14 protein-coding genes are annotated in these 16151 nt (G+C 60.4%); 9 read left to right on the top strand and 5 right to left on the bottom strand.

From position 1 onward, the window contains the following. Nucleotides 1–5: 5 nt before the first annotated feature. Nucleotides 6–1295, bottom strand: a complete 1290-nt coding sequence (eno, locus tag VXJ24_RS04435; RefSeq protein WP_330971714.1) for a phosphopyruvate hydratase — start codon at nucleotides 1293–1295, stop codon at nucleotides 6–8. 356 nt (nucleotides 1296–1651) lie between these two features. Between eno and VXJ24_RS04430 the strand changes: the two genes are divergently transcribed. After that, a complete protein-coding gene (locus VXJ24_RS04430; RefSeq protein ID WP_330971713.1) occupies nucleotides 1652–2122 on the top strand; it encodes a deoxycytidylate deaminase in 471 nt (156 codons plus the stop codon). 75 nt (nucleotides 2123–2197) lie between these two features. Here the strand turns inward: VXJ24_RS04430 and VXJ24_RS04425 are convergent, their stop codons facing one another. The 3 genes from VXJ24_RS04425 to VXJ24_RS04415 form a co-directional block, all read right to left on the bottom strand. Beyond that, nucleotides 2198–3955, bottom strand: coding sequence for a DEAD/DEAH box helicase (locus tag VXJ24_RS04425; protein WP_330971712.1), 1758 nt, complete (start codon nucleotides 3953–3955; stop codon nucleotides 2198–2200). 207 nt (nucleotides 3956–4162) lie between these two features. Beyond that, nucleotides 4163–5014: a class II fructose-bisphosphate aldolase gene (locus VXJ24_RS04420; protein ID WP_330971711.1), complete on the bottom strand. Its 852-nt coding sequence runs from the start codon at nucleotides 5012–5014 to the stop codon at nucleotides 4163–4165. 77 nt (nucleotides 5015–5091) lie between these two features. Then, entirely contained in the window at nucleotides 5092–6027 is a 936-nt protein-coding gene (locus VXJ24_RS04415) for a 1-phosphofructokinase family hexose kinase (RefSeq protein WP_330971710.1), read from the bottom strand. A gap of 396 nt (nucleotides 6028–6423) precedes the next feature. On the opposite strand from VXJ24_RS04415, the gene VXJ24_RS04410 reads away from it, so the two are divergent. From VXJ24_RS04410 to VXJ24_RS04375, 8 genes are all read left to right on the top strand, one after another. Next, complete coding sequence (locus VXJ24_RS04410; RefSeq protein WP_330971709.1) at nucleotides 6424–6861, top strand: PTS sugar transporter subunit IIA; 438 nt, start codon at nucleotides 6424–6426, stop codon at nucleotides 6859–6861. A gap of 58 nt (nucleotides 6862–6919) precedes the next feature. Next, the gene (gene agaB / locus VXJ24_RS04405) at nucleotides 6920–7402 is read left to right on the top strand and encodes a PTS galactosamine transporter subunit IIB (RefSeq protein ID WP_330971708.1); all 483 of its coding nucleotides are present in this window, start codon (nucleotides 6920–6922) and stop codon (nucleotides 7400–7402) included. Between the two features lie 121 nt (nucleotides 7403–7523). Continuing rightward, a complete protein-coding gene (locus VXJ24_RS04400; RefSeq protein ID WP_330971707.1) occupies nucleotides 7524–8327 on the top strand; it encodes a PTS mannose/fructose/sorbose/N-acetylgalactosamine transporter subunit IIC in 804 nt (267 codons plus the stop codon). After that, nucleotides 8317–9417 carry a PTS system mannose/fructose/sorbose family transporter subunit IID gene (locus tag VXJ24_RS04395; RefSeq protein WP_330971706.1) on the top strand — a complete coding sequence of 367 codons (1101 nt, stop codon included), beginning with the start codon at nucleotides 8317–8319 and terminating at the stop codon, nucleotides 9415–9417. Before VXJ24_RS04400 ends, VXJ24_RS04395 begins: the two co-directional genes overlap by 11 nt. A 158-nt stretch (nucleotides 9418–9575) precedes the next feature. After that, nucleotides 9576–10304, top strand: a complete 729-nt coding sequence (locus VXJ24_RS04390) for a GntR family transcriptional regulator (RefSeq protein WP_330971705.1) — start codon at nucleotides 9576–9578, stop codon at nucleotides 10302–10304. Nucleotides 10305–10329: 25 nt separating this feature from the next. Beyond that, nucleotides 10330–11505, top strand: a complete 1176-nt coding sequence (locus tag VXJ24_RS04385) for an SIS domain-containing protein (protein ID WP_330971704.1) — start codon at nucleotides 10330–10332, stop codon at nucleotides 11503–11505. Nucleotides 11506–11545: 40 nt separating this feature from the next. Next, nucleotides 11546–12715: an N-acetylglucosamine-6-phosphate deacetylase gene (gene nagA / locus VXJ24_RS04380; protein ID WP_330971703.1), complete on the top strand. Its 1170-nt coding sequence runs from the start codon at nucleotides 11546–11548 to the stop codon at nucleotides 12713–12715. 207 nt (nucleotides 12716–12922) lie between these two features. Continuing rightward, on the top strand, nucleotides 12923–14224 hold the full coding sequence (locus VXJ24_RS04375; protein WP_330971702.1) for a glutamate-5-semialdehyde dehydrogenase: 1302 nt from the start codon (nucleotides 12923–12925) through the stop codon (nucleotides 14222–14224). A gap of 53 nt (nucleotides 14225–14277) precedes the next feature. On the opposite strand, the gene VXJ24_RS04370 is transcribed toward VXJ24_RS04375, so the two are convergent. Continuing rightward, nucleotides 14278–16107: an elongator complex protein 3 gene (locus VXJ24_RS04370; protein WP_330971701.1), complete on the bottom strand. Its 1830-nt coding sequence runs from the start codon at nucleotides 16105–16107 to the stop codon at nucleotides 14278–14280. Nucleotides 16108–16151: the final 44 nt, after the last annotated feature.

Below are 16151 nucleotides of genomic sequence, written 5' to 3'. Positions count from 1 at the left end.
TCTGATTAAGCGATGTTGTAGAAGGCGTTCCTGCCGAGGAACTCTGCAGAGGAGCCGAGCCTGTCCTCGATGCGGAGCAGCTGGTTGTACTTCGCGACACGGTCGGTGCGGGCAGGGGCGCCGGTCTTGATCTGGCCTGCGTTCGTGGCAACTGCAAGGTCTGCAATCGTCGTGTCCTCGGTCTCGCCGGAACGGTGGGAGACGACAGCGGCATATCCTGCCCTCTTTGCCATCTCGATGGCCTCGAGGGTCTCGGTGAGGGAGCCGATCTGGTTGACCTTGATGAGGATTGCGTTGGCTGCGCCGAGCTCGATGCCCTTCTTGAGGCGCTTCGTGTTCGTGACGAAGAGGTCGTCGCCGACGAGCTGGACCTTCTTGCCGAGGCGCTCGGTCAGCTTCTTCCAGCCGTCCCAGTCCTCCTCAGCAAGGCCGTCCTCGATGGAGATGATCGGATAGGTGGCAACGAGCTTCTCCCAGTAGTCGACCATTTCGTCAGAGGAGAGCGTCCTGCCCTCGCCCTTGAGCTCGTAGAGGCCGGTCTCCTTGTTGTAGAGCTCGGAGGTTGCGGGGTCCATTGCGAACATGAAGTCCTTGCCCGGCTTGAAGCCTGCCTTCTCGACTGCCTGCATCAGGTACTCGAAGGGCTCCGCGTTCGTCTTGAGGTCGGGTGCGAAGCCGCCCTCGTCGCCGACGCCGGTGGAGAGGCCAGCAGACTTCAGGACGTCCTTGAGCGTGTGGTAGACCTGGCTCGACCAGCGAAGGGCGGTCTTGAAGTCAGGAGCGCCGACCGGCATGATCATGAACTCCTGGAAGTCGACGTTGTTGTCGGCGTGCACGCCGCCGTTGAGCACGTTCATCATCGGCACCGGCAGGGTATGTGCGTTGGCGCCGCCGAGATAGGCGTAGAGCGGCTCGTGTGCAGATACTGCTGCTGCACGGGCGATAGCAAGGGAAGCGCCGAGGATTGCATTGGCGCCGAAGTTGCCCTTGTTCGGGGTGCCGTCAGCCTCGATCATCGCGAAGTCGGCACCGCGCTGGTCTGTGGCCTCGCGGCCGACGAGGAGCTTTGCGATCTCGTTGTTCACATGGCCGACAGCCTTCTGGACACCCTTGCCCTGATAGCGGTCCTTGTCGCCGTCACGGAGCTCGACAGCCTCGAACTCGCCGGTGGAGGCGCCGGACGGGACGATGGCACGGCCGAAGGAGCCGTCCTCGAGGGTGACTTCGACCTCGACGGTCGGGTTGGCGCGGGAGTCGAGGACCTCGCGGCCGTAGACGCTGGCAATCTTGCTCATGGCAGACCATCCTTTCTTCTGCATCCCGTAAAGTTAGAAACGGGAAACTATTGTCTCTACCCTAGCTGATGGGGAAGGTGCTGGGGCAGATAAGTTTGACAAAACGAACAATCTTCATTCCTTCAGCAGAGCTCATGGTGTCCTGCCGGGGGATCTTTTCTGTACGACTCATACCTTACCCCGCCCAGGCCCCTTTAGTCGCTAATTCCTATAAAATTAGTAGCATTTACAGAAGCATGACATCTTGGCCTGTCGGAGCATCCTTTTGTGGAAGTGTCGCCGCATCTCTTGCACAATAGTCGCTCAAGCGCCACAGTTCCTTTATATAGATAGTCAGAGCAGGAGAGGGGCTGGCCATGCCGGACAAGCGCAGGGATGTCATCTCGTGGGACGAGTTCTTCATGAGGGTCGCTATCGCGGCAAAGCTCCGCAGCAAGGATCCCAATACCCAGGTCGGTGCCTGCATCGCTGACACGAACCATCGCATCCTGAGCGTCGGCTATAACGGCACTCCTTCTGCTATCAACGACGACGATTTCCCGTGGGGCTCCTCGGACGATCCTCTGAATGACAAGCACAGCTATGTCGTGCACGCCGAGGCAAACGCGATTCTGAACTTCAGGGGGAGCCTGAAGGACATGCAGGGCGCGACGGTCTATGTGACGCTCTTCCCCTGCCATGAGTGCGCAAAGCTCCTGGCGCAGGCAGGCATCGGCGAGGTCGTCTACCTCGACAACAAGTATGAGGGTACGATCGACAACCAGATCAGCTGCCGCGTGCTCGACTCCTGCGGCATCAAGTACCGCCAGGTCGAGGTCACGGAGTAAGAAGTCTGAGGCAGAGAAGAGGAGCGCCGCATCCTTCTGGGTGCGGCGCTCCTGCCATGAGCATATGTTTTGGGGCTAGGCGTGCGCCCTGGACTTTGCCTTGGCACGGGCTCCGCCGTGGTCTCCCGGGCGGCGCGTATGCTTCTTCTTTGGCTTGGCGAGATCGAGGCCACGCTTGCCGAGCTTGCGCATGCCAAAGGACTTGGGAGATCCGTCGTAGACCCTCTCCTCGTCCGTACGCTTCTTCTGGCGCGGCTTCTGGCGCTTGGAAGACGCATTGGCGTTCTTCGGACGACGCTCGTGGTTCCTCTGGTCGCGCTTCTGGTCCTTCTTCTGGTCCCTCTTCTGGCTCTTGGGACGGCGCTCGTCGGATGCCTCTGCCTTCGTGCGCTCGCTGCGGGCATGCGCCGGCTTTGCAGCATGCTCTGCCTTCTTCGGCTTCCTGGCGGCGACATGCTTTGCCTCGTGCTCGAGCTTCTTGCCTGTGCTTTCGGCAGGCGCTGCCTCCTCGTCCTGGACACGCTCGGACTGGGTGCGCTTCGACTCGGCATGGCGTGCCTGGGCATGCTGGCGCTCGATGCGGCGGCGGGTCTTCTTCGGCATGAGCTTGTCCTGCGGATTGCGCTCAGGGTCGAGGAAGCCCGGGTTCTCGCCGAGATCGAGGCCTTCGGTGTCGGGGTAGTCGGGGATGACAGAGTCCATCAGCTGCTCGGCATCGCGCAGATAGAGGTAGTCGTCCGGCTCGACGAGGGAAAGTGCCCAGCCCTCTTCGCCGGCTCTGCCCGTGCGGCCGATGCGGTGGATGTAGTTCTCGATATCGTCGTGGGGGACGTCGAAGTTGATCACGTAGGAGACATCGGAGACGTCGATGCCACGGGCAAGGACGTCGGTGGCCACAAGCACGTCGACCATGCCATCAGCGAAGTGGGAAAGCGCACGCTGGCGCTGGTTCTGGCTGCGGTCGCCGTGGATCGGAAGGCAGGAGATGCCGGCCTTCCTGAGCTTCTTGCAGAGGGTATCGGCGCGGTGCTTGCCATTGCAGAAGACGATGACGCGCTTCTGGCCGCGCTTCTTCAGGATATCGATGAGGACCTGCGTCTTTGCTTCATGGCTCACAGCGAGGGCATATTGTTCGACCGTCTTGGCGGCGGTGCCCTTGTGGGCAATCTCGATGGAGACGGGGTCATGCACGAGCGTGCTCGTGTGCTTCAAGACGGATTCGTCGAGCGTTGCGCTGAAGAGGAGTGTCTGGCGCTCTTCCGGCATGTCGGCGACGATTGTCTTCACATCGGGCAGGAAGCCCATATCGAGCATGCGGTCTGCCTCGTCGAGGACGAGCATCTGGACCTCATCCAGATGGCAGGCATCCTGCTTCATGAGGTCCATGAGGCGTCCCGGTGTGGCAATGAGGATGTCAGTGCCGTCGGCCAGCGCGCGCTTCTGAGGCTCGTAGGAGACGCCGCCCACGACAGACGTGCAGATGTGACGGGTCCTCTTTGCAATCTGGGATGCTGCGGTCTCGATCTGCTGGGCAAGCTCGCGCGTCGGCGTGAGGACAAGCATCAAGGGGCCATGTCCGCGCTGGGCGTGTCCCAGCATCTGCATGGCAGGAAGGAGGAAGGCGCAGGTCTTGCCTGTGCCGGTCTGTGCTGCCGCCACGACGTCGTGGCCAGCCAGGACTTCAGGGATGGCAGCGGCCTGCACAGGGCTCGGCTCGGTGTAGCCGAGGTCGGAGACTGCCCGGAGGAGTCTTTCATCAAGGCCGAGCGCTGCGAATGCAGGAGAAAGAGCGCCCTTCTTGGGGGCCTTGTTCTTGGATGATGTGGAAGTCATGCACGCTCCATGGTATGGCGCACACCTGGACGAATGCCGAGCGCTTGGTGCGGGCATATGTGCGCGGAATCGATACCACACTAGAAGTATTTGCCTTTCGGTGTGTGGCGGTTCGGTGTGTACGCCAAAAGAACGCAAACAGACGCAGGAAAAAGGCGGCATCCGTGTGGGATGCCGCCTTCGGGAAAGCGCTGGATCTGAGGCTCTCTATGCCTTGTGGGAGGAGCCGAGATTGTCCATGTGGGAGGACACGACGGCGACGATCTCGTCCATGCCGGGGCCGGACGGCTTCTTCGGGTCGAAGTTCTCCGGATGCTCGGCCATGTAGCCCATGAAGCCACGGGTGAAGGCCTGGCGGAGCTCGGTTGCATAGTTGACCTTGCAGATGCCATTGCGGATGGCCTCTGCGACCTGGTCGTCAGGCACGCCGGACGTGCCGTGGAGGACCAGCGGGACCTCGACCTTGGAGCGGATCTCCTTCAGGATCTCCTGCTCGATGTGCGGGGTGCCCTTGTAGACGCCGTGTGCCGTGCCGACGCCGACAGCAAGGGAGGAGCACTTCGTGCGCTCGACGAACTCCTTTGCCTCGTCAGGATCGGTGAAGGGGTTCTCGCCCTTCACAGCCGGGCCGTCGTCCTCCTTGCCGCCGACCTTGCCGAGCTCTGCCTCGACGGGCACGCCCATAGCATTGGCGACCTTCGTGACGGACTCGGTGAGGGCCATGTTGTCCTCGAAGGGGACATGGGAGCCGTCGATCATGACAGAGGTGTAGCCAGCGCGGAGAGCCTGCATGCAGCGGTCGAAGCCATCGCCGTGGTCGAGGTGGAGGGCTACCGGCACCGTGGCGGCGTCAGCTGCGCACTTGACCATAGCGGCGAAGTAGTCGAGGCTTGCGTACTTGATCGTGCCCGGTGTCGTCTGCATGATGACAGGAGAGCGCCTCTCCTCGGCTGCACGGATGACAGCCATGACGAACTCGAGGTTCTCCACGTTGAAGGCACCTACGGCGTAGTGGCCTTCCTGCGCGTCCAGAAGCATCTGCTTGGTGGTGACGAGCATTTCGTACTCCTTCCTGCATCCTTTCGGGATGCAAACGGTTTGCATAGATGGCAGAGGGGGCGCATGCCCCAGAAGGGCTAGGACAGAGCTTCCACAGCCGTCTTCTTCATGAGGGAGGAGGCAGCTGCAGGGTCGAAGCGGCCGGTCGAAGGCGAAAGGCAGTTTGCCGTGGCGCGCGCCATCGCAAAACGCAGGCACTCGGGAGCGGGAAGCTTCCTTGCAAGCGCAACGGCAAAGCAGCCGACAAGGGTGTCGCCTGCTCCTACCGGGTTCACGACCTCGATCTTGGGGGCACGTCCGCGGAAGATGCCTTCATCGCATGCCATGACCGAGCCATCGCCGCCCAAGGACACGACCACATAGGCAATGCCCTTCTTTTCATGGAGCTCATGGGCCGCTTTGGCAGCCTCTTCGACAGATCCCACCTCATGCCCCAGAATCTGGGCAATCTCGTCGGTGTTCGGCTTCACCATGTCCGGCGCTGCCTCGATGCCGCACGTGAGGGAGGCTCCCGATGTATCAAGGATCACCGGCGTGCCTGCTGCGTGGATGTCTTCTATGAGGGTGGCATAGGCGTCCTTGGGAAGGCCTGCCGGAAGGCTGCCGTTCAGGGTCACGACATCTGCCTTCTCGGCAATCTCCTGAAGCTTCCTGCGCAGGGTCTCGAACTCCTCTGCCGTGACGGGACGTCCCGGCTCGTTGAACTCGGTCGAGCGTCCATCAGGCTCGAGCAGGTTCACGCAGCAGCGGGTCTCTGTTGCCACCTGGACGAAGTCCTCGGCGATGCCGTCCTTGGCCAGGAGGTCGAGAAGATAGCGGCCATTGTTGCCGCCGACAAAACCTGTCGCCAGGACCTCTTCGCCCGAAGCGGCGACAGCGCGGGCAGCGTTGAGCCCTTTGCCGCCAGCCGAGTCGAGCACCTGGGCGACGCGCGAGACGTGCCCGAGCTCTATCTCATGGCCAAGACGGTAGGCCTTGTCAATCGACGCATTGAGGGTGACGCAAGCAATCATGTACGGCTCCTCGTTAAGGCACTATAAAAAGATACCAGTTGCTGAAAGTTACTGAAAGCGATTCCAGTTTCTGTCTTCCATGCGCTGAGTTAGAAGATACCAATAAATGGGACCCGGTAGCACCAGATTTATGGGTGGTATTTCAAAAAAGTGACCATTAACAGGGAAAACGTGGTGCGAGTGGTATGAATTCTGACGCAAACGGCTACTAGGACACATTTTTCGCAAAGTCAGCCCCAGGTGGCAAAGACTTCGATAAAGTACAAGGCGTGGTACGTGGTTACAACAAGTTGCAGACTCGAATGCTTTCCGAAACATTCAAGATGCGTGAACGTTACAGACGGATTCTAGGCTGTGTTCCAGAAAGCGAATCCGAGTGCAGAGGAGAAGCACACGATGGTAGGTTTCGTTCTGACAGGACACGGCGACTTCGCGACTGGTGTTGCAAGCGCCCTCGAGATGATTGCAGGACCGCAGGACCACTTCGAGGTCGTTCCGTTCCATGAGGGGGAGGAGAGCGAGTTCCCCGGAAAGCTCACGGAGGCGCTCGAGCGTGCCTCTGCCGACGGAAACGGCGCTATCGCGTTCTGCGACCTTCTGGGAGGCACGCCCTTCAACCAGACGATGGTCCTCTCCGCCGAGATGGGTGCGAATGTGGAAGTCGTTGCGGGCGTGAACCTGCCCCTGCTGCTCGAGGTCGTGGCCGAGCGCAGCGATGCTTCGACGGTCGACGAGCTTCTTGCTACGGCGCTGGAAGCGGGCAAGACCGGCGTCATCCATCCGACGCTCGATGTCGATGAGCCGGACGGAGAAGACGACGGAGACGGCCTGTAAGTCCGGCATATATGAGAGTCAAGTGCCGCATGCGCAATTGAAGGAGAAGGGATCAAACATGGCTGAACCAAACATTGTCCTCACGCGTATCGACAACCGCCTGATCCACGGGCAGGTCGCTACCCAGTGGACCTCTACGATTGGCGCCAACCTGCTGCTCGTCGCAAATGACGACGTCGCGGCGAACACGATGCGCCAGAAGCTCATGAACATGGCAGCCCCGCAGGGTGTTGCCACGCGCTATTTCTCCATCCAGAAGACCATCGATGTCATCCACAAGGCTGCTGCCCGCCAGCACATCTTCCTGATTGTCGAGAACCCTGAGGATGCCCTCCGTCTCGTGAAGGGCGGCGTGCCCATCAAGAAGCTCAACATCGGCAACATGCACATGAGCGAGGGCAAGCGCCAGGTCGCAACCTCTGTCGCCGTGAACGACGAGGATGTCCAGGCCTTCAGGGATCTCCAGGCTGCCGGCGTCGAGCTCTTCATCCAGCGTGTTCCGTCCACGCCGAAGGAGAACGTCGAGAAGCTCTTCGAGTAGCCTTTCCGCTCCTGCGCAGCTGCGCAGACAACCTATCTTGATCGTGAGTCGCCCTTTGGGGGAAGGGTGCTGGCGATAGCGTACGTTTTGGTCAGCGTAACTCTTGAAAGGAGGAACAAGGATGGAGTACTCAGCATTGCAGGTCTTCCTGGTCTTCGTGGTCACGTTCATCGCGGCTATCGACCAGTTCAGCTTCCTGGAGTCTCTGTATCAGCCGCTCGTCACCGGCCTGGTGATCGGCATCATCCTTGGCGACGTGCAGACCGGCCTTATTGTTGGTGGCACGTATCAGCTCATGACAATCGGCAACATGCCGATTGGCGGTGCTCAGCCGCCCAATGCAGTTGTTGGCGGCATCATGGCAGCGATTCTGGCAATCACGCTGAATCTCGAGCCTAACGTGGCGGTTGCGACCGCAATCCCATTCTCCCTTCTGGGACAGTATGGCGTCACCCTTATCTTCACCCTCATGTCCCCGCTCATGTCCAAGTGCGATCAGTACGCAGCTGATGCCAACCCGAAGGGCATCGAGAGGATCAACTACCTCTCCATGTGCCTGCTCGGCCTCATCTTCGGCGTCGTCGTCACCCTCTTCTTCGTCGGCGGTGCTGCAGTCGGTGGCGCTGTCGTCGCTGCAATCCCGACCTGGCTCACGGCTGGTCTCTCTGCAGCTGGCGGCATGATGCGCTTCGTCGGCTTCGCCGTCCTTCTGAAGTTCATGATGAACAAGGATATGTGGGGCTTCTACTTCATGGGCTTCGGCTTCGCAATCATCGTTTCCAACATCAAAGCACTTGCAACCCCGGGCCTGCTGATCCTCGCTCTTATCGGCTTCGGCATCGCTTACTGGGACTATCAGCAGCAGACTGAGCTCAAGGGCGCAGCTGCAGCAGAACTCGACGGAGGTGAGGAAGATGGCATCTAACGAGCAGGCAAAGATCAACCGCTTTGAGGGCGCTACGAACTATCAGAACCTCACGCCGGCTCCCGATCTCGACCAGAAGACCCTCAACAAGATGGCATGGCGCTCCTGCTTCCTGCAGGCATCGTTCAACTACGAACGCATGCAGGCCGCTGGCTGGCTCTATTCCATCCTCCCGGGCCTCGAGAAGATCCATGCGGACGACAAGGAAGACCTTGCCCTGTCCATGACGCACAACATGGAGTTCTTCAACATCCACCCGTTCCTCGTCACGTTCGCAATGGGCATCATCCTGTCCATGGAGCAGAAGAAGGTCGACATCCCGACCATCCGTGCTGTCCGTGTCTCCCTCATGGGCCCGCTCGGCGGCATCGGCGACGCTCTCTTCTGGATGACGCTCGTGCCGATCACCGCAGGCATCTGCTCGAACATGGCCATCGCTGGCAACGTGTTCGGCCCGATCCTGTTCCTCATCATCTTCAATGCGGTCCAGTTCGCACTGCGCTTCGGCCTCATGAACTGGTCCTACAAGATGGGCATGACAGCGCTTGATTCCCTCATGGATCACATGCAGGCCTTCACCCGCGCCGCCTCCATCCTTGGCGTCTTCATCGTCGGCTGCCTGACCGTCACCATGGGCGGCACCCAGATCAAGGCTGTCATCCCCAACGGCACAACGCAGGCCTATGTCGCCAAGACGGCTGTCGTTCCGACCGAGAATGTCGACGACTTCGCTATCATCTCCTCCGCTGACGACGGCACCACGCTCTCCGGTATGTACGCCGCCGACGGCGAGACTCCTCTCACCGCTATCGACGCTGACGGCAGCAAGGTCACCGCAGGCGCAACCGACCTCGGCAATGGCATGAGCGAAGTCACCTACATGGACACCGTCACGTCTCCTGTCACCATCGACATCGCAAGCATCCTCGACAGCATCTGCCCGAAGCTCGTTCCTCTTGCTCTCGTCATGCTTCTCTACTACCTCTTCGCAAAGAAGAACTTCACCCCGATCAAGGCTATCGTCCTGGTCCTCATCATCGGTATCGTTGGTGCTGGCCCCTTCGGCCTGTTCCCGAGCATCTGGGGCTAGGATCTGGCACGCCGGAGGGAAACCTCCGGCAGGCCTGGGCGCGCTGCAGCCGCTTTTCCCGTGAAGCTCTGCAGATTTGCGCCTAAGGATACGCTACTGCACGAAAGCGCGGGTACGCTTTGAGGCGTATCCGCGCTTTTCCATTCTGGGGAGGGATCATGGGCCGCGCAGCAAAAAGGCAGCCATTATATGACCAGCTTGTCGACCTGCTCCAGAGCAAGATCGAGAACGAGATGTCACCGGGGGACGTGCTCCCCTCAGAGCGCGAGCTCTGCGAGACCTATGGTCTCTCACGCACGACGGTACGCCTTGCCCTGGCAGAGCTTGAGACCCAGGGATATGTGGTCAGAAAGCATGGCAAGGGTACTTTTGTAGCTGACACTTCACGTGAGGCCACCAACCTCATGGGCACCTATAGTTTCACCGAACAGATGCGCAAGATGGGGAGGGTCCCCAAGACGACCATCCTCGACTTCGAGCTTAGGGGAGCGCCGAAGCATGTAGCGTCCTATCTCGATATGCACATCGGCGAGCCCGTCATCCGCATGAAGCGCCTGAGATGGGCAAACGACGTGCCGATGATGGTCGAGACAACCTACCTTCCTGCGAATGAGTTCGTAGGACTCACCCAGGAAGAGCTTTCGACGACGCCGCTCTACGATCTCATGGAGAAGACGTATCACCAGACGATCCGCGTGGCGGAAGAGGAGTTCTGCGCAAGCATCTGCCGCCCCGAAGAGGCCGAGCTGCTCCAGATACCGGAAGGTGCAGCAGTGCTTCGGCTCTATCGCACGACGTACAACGACCGCAATACGGCCATCGAATATACGCGCAGCGTTGCACGTGCGGACCAGTTCCGCTACAAGATTTCGCACTATCGGGGATAGCATCCTCAGAAAGGGAGAGAGAACCATGTTCGAGAAGGATACCGAGACCCTGAAGTCGATGGGTGCCGAGATCACGACGCGCGAGATCCGCCAGCAGCCCGAGCTCTGGGAAGGCACGCTCAGGATCTTCGACGACAATATCGACGCGATCAAGAGCTTCGTGGAGCGCGCGCGTGTGCTCGGCGGCACGGACGAGCGCACGCATGTCGTGTTCACGGGCGCCGGCACCTCCGCCTACGTCGGCGATACGGTGACGCCGTACCTGCGCCGCCACGGCGACAACTCCGCCTTCCGCTTCGATGCGATCGCGACGACCGATATCGTGGCGGCACCGCTCGACTATCTGCGTCCGGAAGATCCGACGGTCCTTGTCTCCTTCGCCCGTTCCGGCAACTCGCCTGAGAGCCTTGCTGCTGTCGAGCGTGCCGGCCAGGTCGTGAACAACATCCTCTACCTCAACATCACCTGCGCACCTGAGGGCCACCTTGCCCAGCAGTTCAGGGACGACAGCGAGAACCTGACGCTTCTCATCCCGGGCGCCAATGACCAGGGCTTCGCCATGACCGGCTCCTACTCCTGCATGGAGCTCATGGCGGCCCTCATCTTCGATACGGCTTCGCGCGAGGACAAGGGCACCTGGGTCGCAGAGATCGCAGCCATGGGACGCGAGGTCATCGCCCGCGAGCCTGAGATCCAGAAGTGGATCGACACGGACTTCGACCGCATCACCTACCTCGGCTCCGGCTCCTTCGCAGGCGAGGCACGCGAGTGCCAGCTCAAGATCCTCGAGCTCACCCACGGCCTTATCGCTACCTCCTTCGACTCCTCCATGGGCTATCGCCATGGACCGAAGTCCTTCGTCGACGGCAAGACCCTTGTCTTCGACCTTGTCCACAACGATCCCTACACGCGCCAGTACGACCTCGATATTCTGAATGAGATCGCAGGCGACAAGATCGCTGCCCACACCATCGCAATCCAGCAGGAAGGGGAGACCAAGTTCGAAGGCGAGTCCTTCACGTTCGGTTCTGCCTACGCTCCGCTTCCCGAGGCATACCTTGCTCTTCCGTACGTAATGGTTGCCCAGACGGTCTCGCTCCTCACCTCCGTCAAGGTCGGCAACACCCCTGATACGCCCTCTCCGACGGGCACGGTCAACCGTGTCGTCAAGGGCGTCACCATCCATCCGTTCCAGATGTAAGATGTAGCTTCTGAGGAGCACGTTTTCATAAGGAGGTACCATGGCAGCATACGCGCTGCATGCACAGCACTTCATCCTCCCGTCGAAGATGACGGGAGAGGGATACCTCGCCGTCGAGGACGGCAAGTTCGGCAGGTTCTCCGAGGAGAAGCCGGACACAGATATCGTCGAGCTCGGCGATGCAATCGTCTCCCCGGGCCTTGTCGATACCCATATCCATGGCTTCTTCGGCCATGCAACGACCGACTGCGATGCAGAAGGCCTGAACGCCGCATCGCTCGAGCTTGCCCGCCGCGGCACGACCGCCTGGCTTCCGACGACGTTCACGGATTCCGTGGACAACATCGCCCAGCAGTGCAAGGCCATCCACGACGCCCGCGCAAGCCGCGACGCCGACTTCATGGGCGCACGCATGCCGGGCATCTACCTCGAGGGCCCCTTCTTCACCTACAAGCACAAGGGCGCCCAGAACCCGAAGTACCTCGTTCCGCCTTCCTACGCTGCCTACAAGCGCTGGCAGGAGAGCTCCGACAACATGATTGTGAAGAGCGCTCTTGCTGCCGAGTACGACGAGGCGGAAGAGTACATCTCGAAGCTCGCTGCCGAAGGTGTCGTCACTGCTATCGGCCACTCCGATGCAACGTATGCAGAGACACTCCGCGCCGTCCGTGCCGGTGCTACCTGCTTCGTCCACACCTATAACGGCATGCGCGGCCTCCATCACCGCGAGCCAGGTGTCGTCGGTGCCGCCATGGTCACGAAGGACACCTACGCCGAGCTCATCTGCGATGGCCACCATGTGGTTCCTGCTGCCTGCGAGGCGCTCGTCCGTGCCAAGGGCTGGGAGCATGTCGTGCTGATTACCGACTGCCTCGCCTGCGGCGGACTCCCCGAAGGCGAGTACATGAGTGGCGGCCTTCCTGTCATCATGAAGGACAACCTCTGCTACCTCCTGAACGAGGATGGCACGACGGGCTCCATTGCAGGCTCTGTCCTGACGCTTGCCCTCGGCGTGAAGAACATGGTCGACTGGGGCATCGTCTCTCCCGAGCAGGCGCTCCGCATGGGCTCCGAGGTGGCAGCACGCTCGGCACATGTCGATAACGTCTGCGGCTTCATCCTCCCGGGACGCGAAGCCGACTTCAATGTCTTCGCTCCTGATATGACCCTCGAGGCCACCTATCTTGCTGGCCGCAAAGTCGAGGCCTAGGCGCTCCCCATCATTCCCTCTGGCGCTTGAGTCTCATCCCTCCTTTGGAAGCAGGCATCCCGTATCGGGGTGCCTGCTTTCATATAGGGGAGTTCTGCAAATGGATGCAGAAAACGAAAGATGAGTATGCCGGTAACAGATAAAGCAACATATCGGACATGGTTGGCTGGTAGACTCGCATCAAAAGACTGATCTGAAGGAGTGTCCATGACCATACGCGAAACAGCCCACGTCCTGCGCCTTGCCTCTCCTGCCCTCGCTGCCTCTGCGCTCGATGTGCGCAATGCCTTCATCGCAGCGCTCGGCAAAGAGCTCGAGATCCACAAGGACGAGGTCTTTGCTGCAAACAGAGAGGATATGGCAGATGCCCAGAAGCAGGGACTTGCAGCCACTGTGCAGAAGCGCCTTCGCTACGACGAAGGCAAGCTTCAAGAGTCTCGGGCACAGCTCTCATCGCTCGAGCAGTTGAGCGACCCTATCGGTGTGACTCAGCTTGCGCGCGAGCTCGATGAGGGGCTCGTGCTTCGCCGCGTGAGCTGCCCCATCGGCGTCATCGGCGTCATCTTCGAGGCGCGTCCCGATGCCCTGATCCAGATCGGCTCGCTCTGCATCAAGAGCGGCAATGCGGCAATCTTGAAGGGCGGCAAGGAGACGCAGCGCACGAACCGGGCGCTCTTTGCGCTTGTGCAGGCAGCGCTCGGGGAGGCAGGGCTTGCGCAGGATGTGCTTGCCTTGGCAGAATCGCACGAGGAGATAGATGAGCTCTTGGAGTGCGAAGGAGACATCGATCTCCTGATTCCGCGTGGCTCCAATGCCTTCGTCTCTTACATCATGAATCACACGAAGATTCCTGTGATGGGCCACTCGGCAGGTGTCTGCCATGTCTATGTGGACCGTTCGGCTGACCAGGACATGGCAGCACGGATTGTCGTCGATGCAAAGACGCAGTATCCGGCCGTCTGCAATGCCGCAGAGACGCTTCTCGTCGATGCACCGATTGCGGAGGAGTTCCTGGCCAAGGCGGCACGTGCGCTTGCCGAGAAAGGTGCACGTCTCAGGGCGTCAGGCGAAGCCCTTGCTATCCTCTCCAAAGTCTCAGGTATTCCTGAGGTAGAGCCTATGGGCGAGGATGAGTATGGGACCGAGTACGGCGACTATGTAATGAGCTGCAAGGTTGTGGACGGCGTCGAGGGAGCGGTTGCCCACATCAACCGCTGGGGCTCGCACCATACCGACTCGATTGTCGCCACAGATGATGCAGCAGCTGCCTGCTTCCAGCAAAGGGTCGACTCTGCTGGTGTCTACCGCAACTGCTCGACGCGCTTCGCCGATGGCTTCCGCTATGGCTTCGGCGCCGAAGTCGGCATCTCGACGGGCAAGCTCCATGCAAGGGGACCGGTCGGCCTTGAAGGCCTCGAGACCTACAAGTACCTGCTCGAAGGAGAAGGCCACATCGTCGGAGACTATGCGACGGGCGTGCGCCAGTTCCACTTCCACGAGCTGGACTAGCAGAAATGGTCCCCGCAGCGTGCATGCTGCGGGGACCTTGCTTTGGATGGATGCTATTCCACTGAGATTCTCTGGTAGAGCCCTGCATCCTCGAAGCCGAGCATGCGGTAGTATTCACGGGTGCCAACAGCGCTCACGACATTGAGCCACTCATATCCGGCGTCATGTGCAATCTCTTCGGCGCGTTTCACAAGGGCACGGCCCAGGCCTTGGTGCTGGGCTGCAGCATCGGTCCTGCCGAGATGCGCTGCCTGTCCATAGACATGCACCTCGCGGATCATGGCTTCGCCTGGACCAGTTGGCAGAGCTGCTGCATCTATTCCGAGGATGCCTTCTTTGAGTCTCTTCCATTTCGGAAGCGACAGGCGCAGGAATCCCGCAATGTGCCCATCGGGCGTGACCCACTGGAGGAAGTGCTCTTCGGTGCCAAGCGTCTCGTAGGCAGCATCGCCCAGGGAAAGCGTCGAGAGGTCTACCTCGCGCCCAGCAATCTCGCGGAAGCGGATATCGTGCACAAGTCCCGCCTCGCCTGCAGAGATGATTTTCTGCTCTACCATCTGGCGCAGGTTCGTCTTCTTGTTGCCGGCCATGATATCGTCTGCTGAGATGTCGCGGATCATGCGGCTGATGCGCACATAGGGAGGGGTCGCGAGCGTGTCTGCGACCAGCACATGCAGAAGCTCCTCTTCGGTGTAGGGGCGCCATCTGCCCTCTTCGTATTCCTTCACAAGGGCCGTTCCTGCCACAAGGGCGCAGGGGTAGAGCTTGATCTCATCGGGTAGGAAGCGCGGATCTTCGACAAAGGTCCTAAAGTCCTCGATGTCTTCTTGAGGCGTCGATCCTTCGAGGTTCACCATCAGGTGCGTATGGATCTTGAAGCCGAAGAGGCGGATCAGGAGCATCGCGCGGGCGATCTCTTCGGTCGTCGTGGCACGGCGGTTGATATCGAGGATGTCCTGGCGGGTGGACTGGATGCCGATCTGTACCTTCGTGCAGCCAAGCGCGCGGAAGGAGTGCAGGGCCTCTGGCGTGATGGTATCAGGCCTTGTCTCGATCACAAGGCCGACCATGCGGTGCGCGGTGTGCTCGTTTGCCTTCTGGACAGCGTGCAGCTCGCCTTCAGTGGCAGACATCCAGGAGAGCTGGGCTTCCTTTGTCCCATAGAGCTTCTGCCAGGCCGTGTTGTAGATCTCTTCCCCCTGCCAGACCCGTTCCTGCTCAGGTGCGACGAAGCGCTCGAGGGCGGCGTCCGAGTTCATATAGCCGAGGTCACGGTAGCGCTGGTAGCGGCGGCGGAGCGCCTCTTCGGGTGCGGGCCATTCGTTCAGAGCGCGGAAGAGTTCGCACACGAACCAGAGCTGGTAAGCCTTGGGATAGTCGCTCCAGGTGCCGCCGAGGATGATGAGCTCGACCTTGTCGGTCGCATGCCCCATTTGCTCCAGGGCCTTGAGGCGCAGCGCCACCTGAAGATACGGGTCGAAGAAGTTCTGCTCTGCCCTCTGGCAGGCCGGCTCGTGGCAGAGATAGCTTTTCGGCATCCTCAGGTCTGCCGGACAGTAGAGACAGTTCGAGGAACAGGGCCAGGGACGGGTAATCACGGTGATCGTGGCGACACCCGACGCGGTGCGCCTTGGCTTCATCTGGAGGCTTGCATGGAGGCGCGCCTTGAGGGCAGAGTCGACCTGCCAGCCTGCCCAGAGCTCGGGCCTCTCTTCCTCGATCCTGATGCAGGCAGGAAGAAGGCTCCTCTTGCTGAAGCGCTGGTTCCCAGGAAGCTCCCTGCTGTGGCGGCGCATGATGCGGTCCAGCTCGGCCGGGGATAAGGGGCGTTCGCCGGGGATGGCACGCAGGTGCTCGATTATGTCATGTATCAGCTCTTCCATGGCTCTGCATTATAGGGGCAGGAGCAGGGCGGAAGGGAATGGAT

This window comes from Olsenella kribbiana (assembly GCF_036408795.1).
GTDB lineage: Bacteria > Actinomycetota > Coriobacteriia > Coriobacteriales > Atopobiaceae > Olsenella_L > Olsenella_L kribbiana.
Note: the sequence above shows the minus strand (reverse complement) of the source record. Positions and strands in the feature narration are given on the sequence as shown.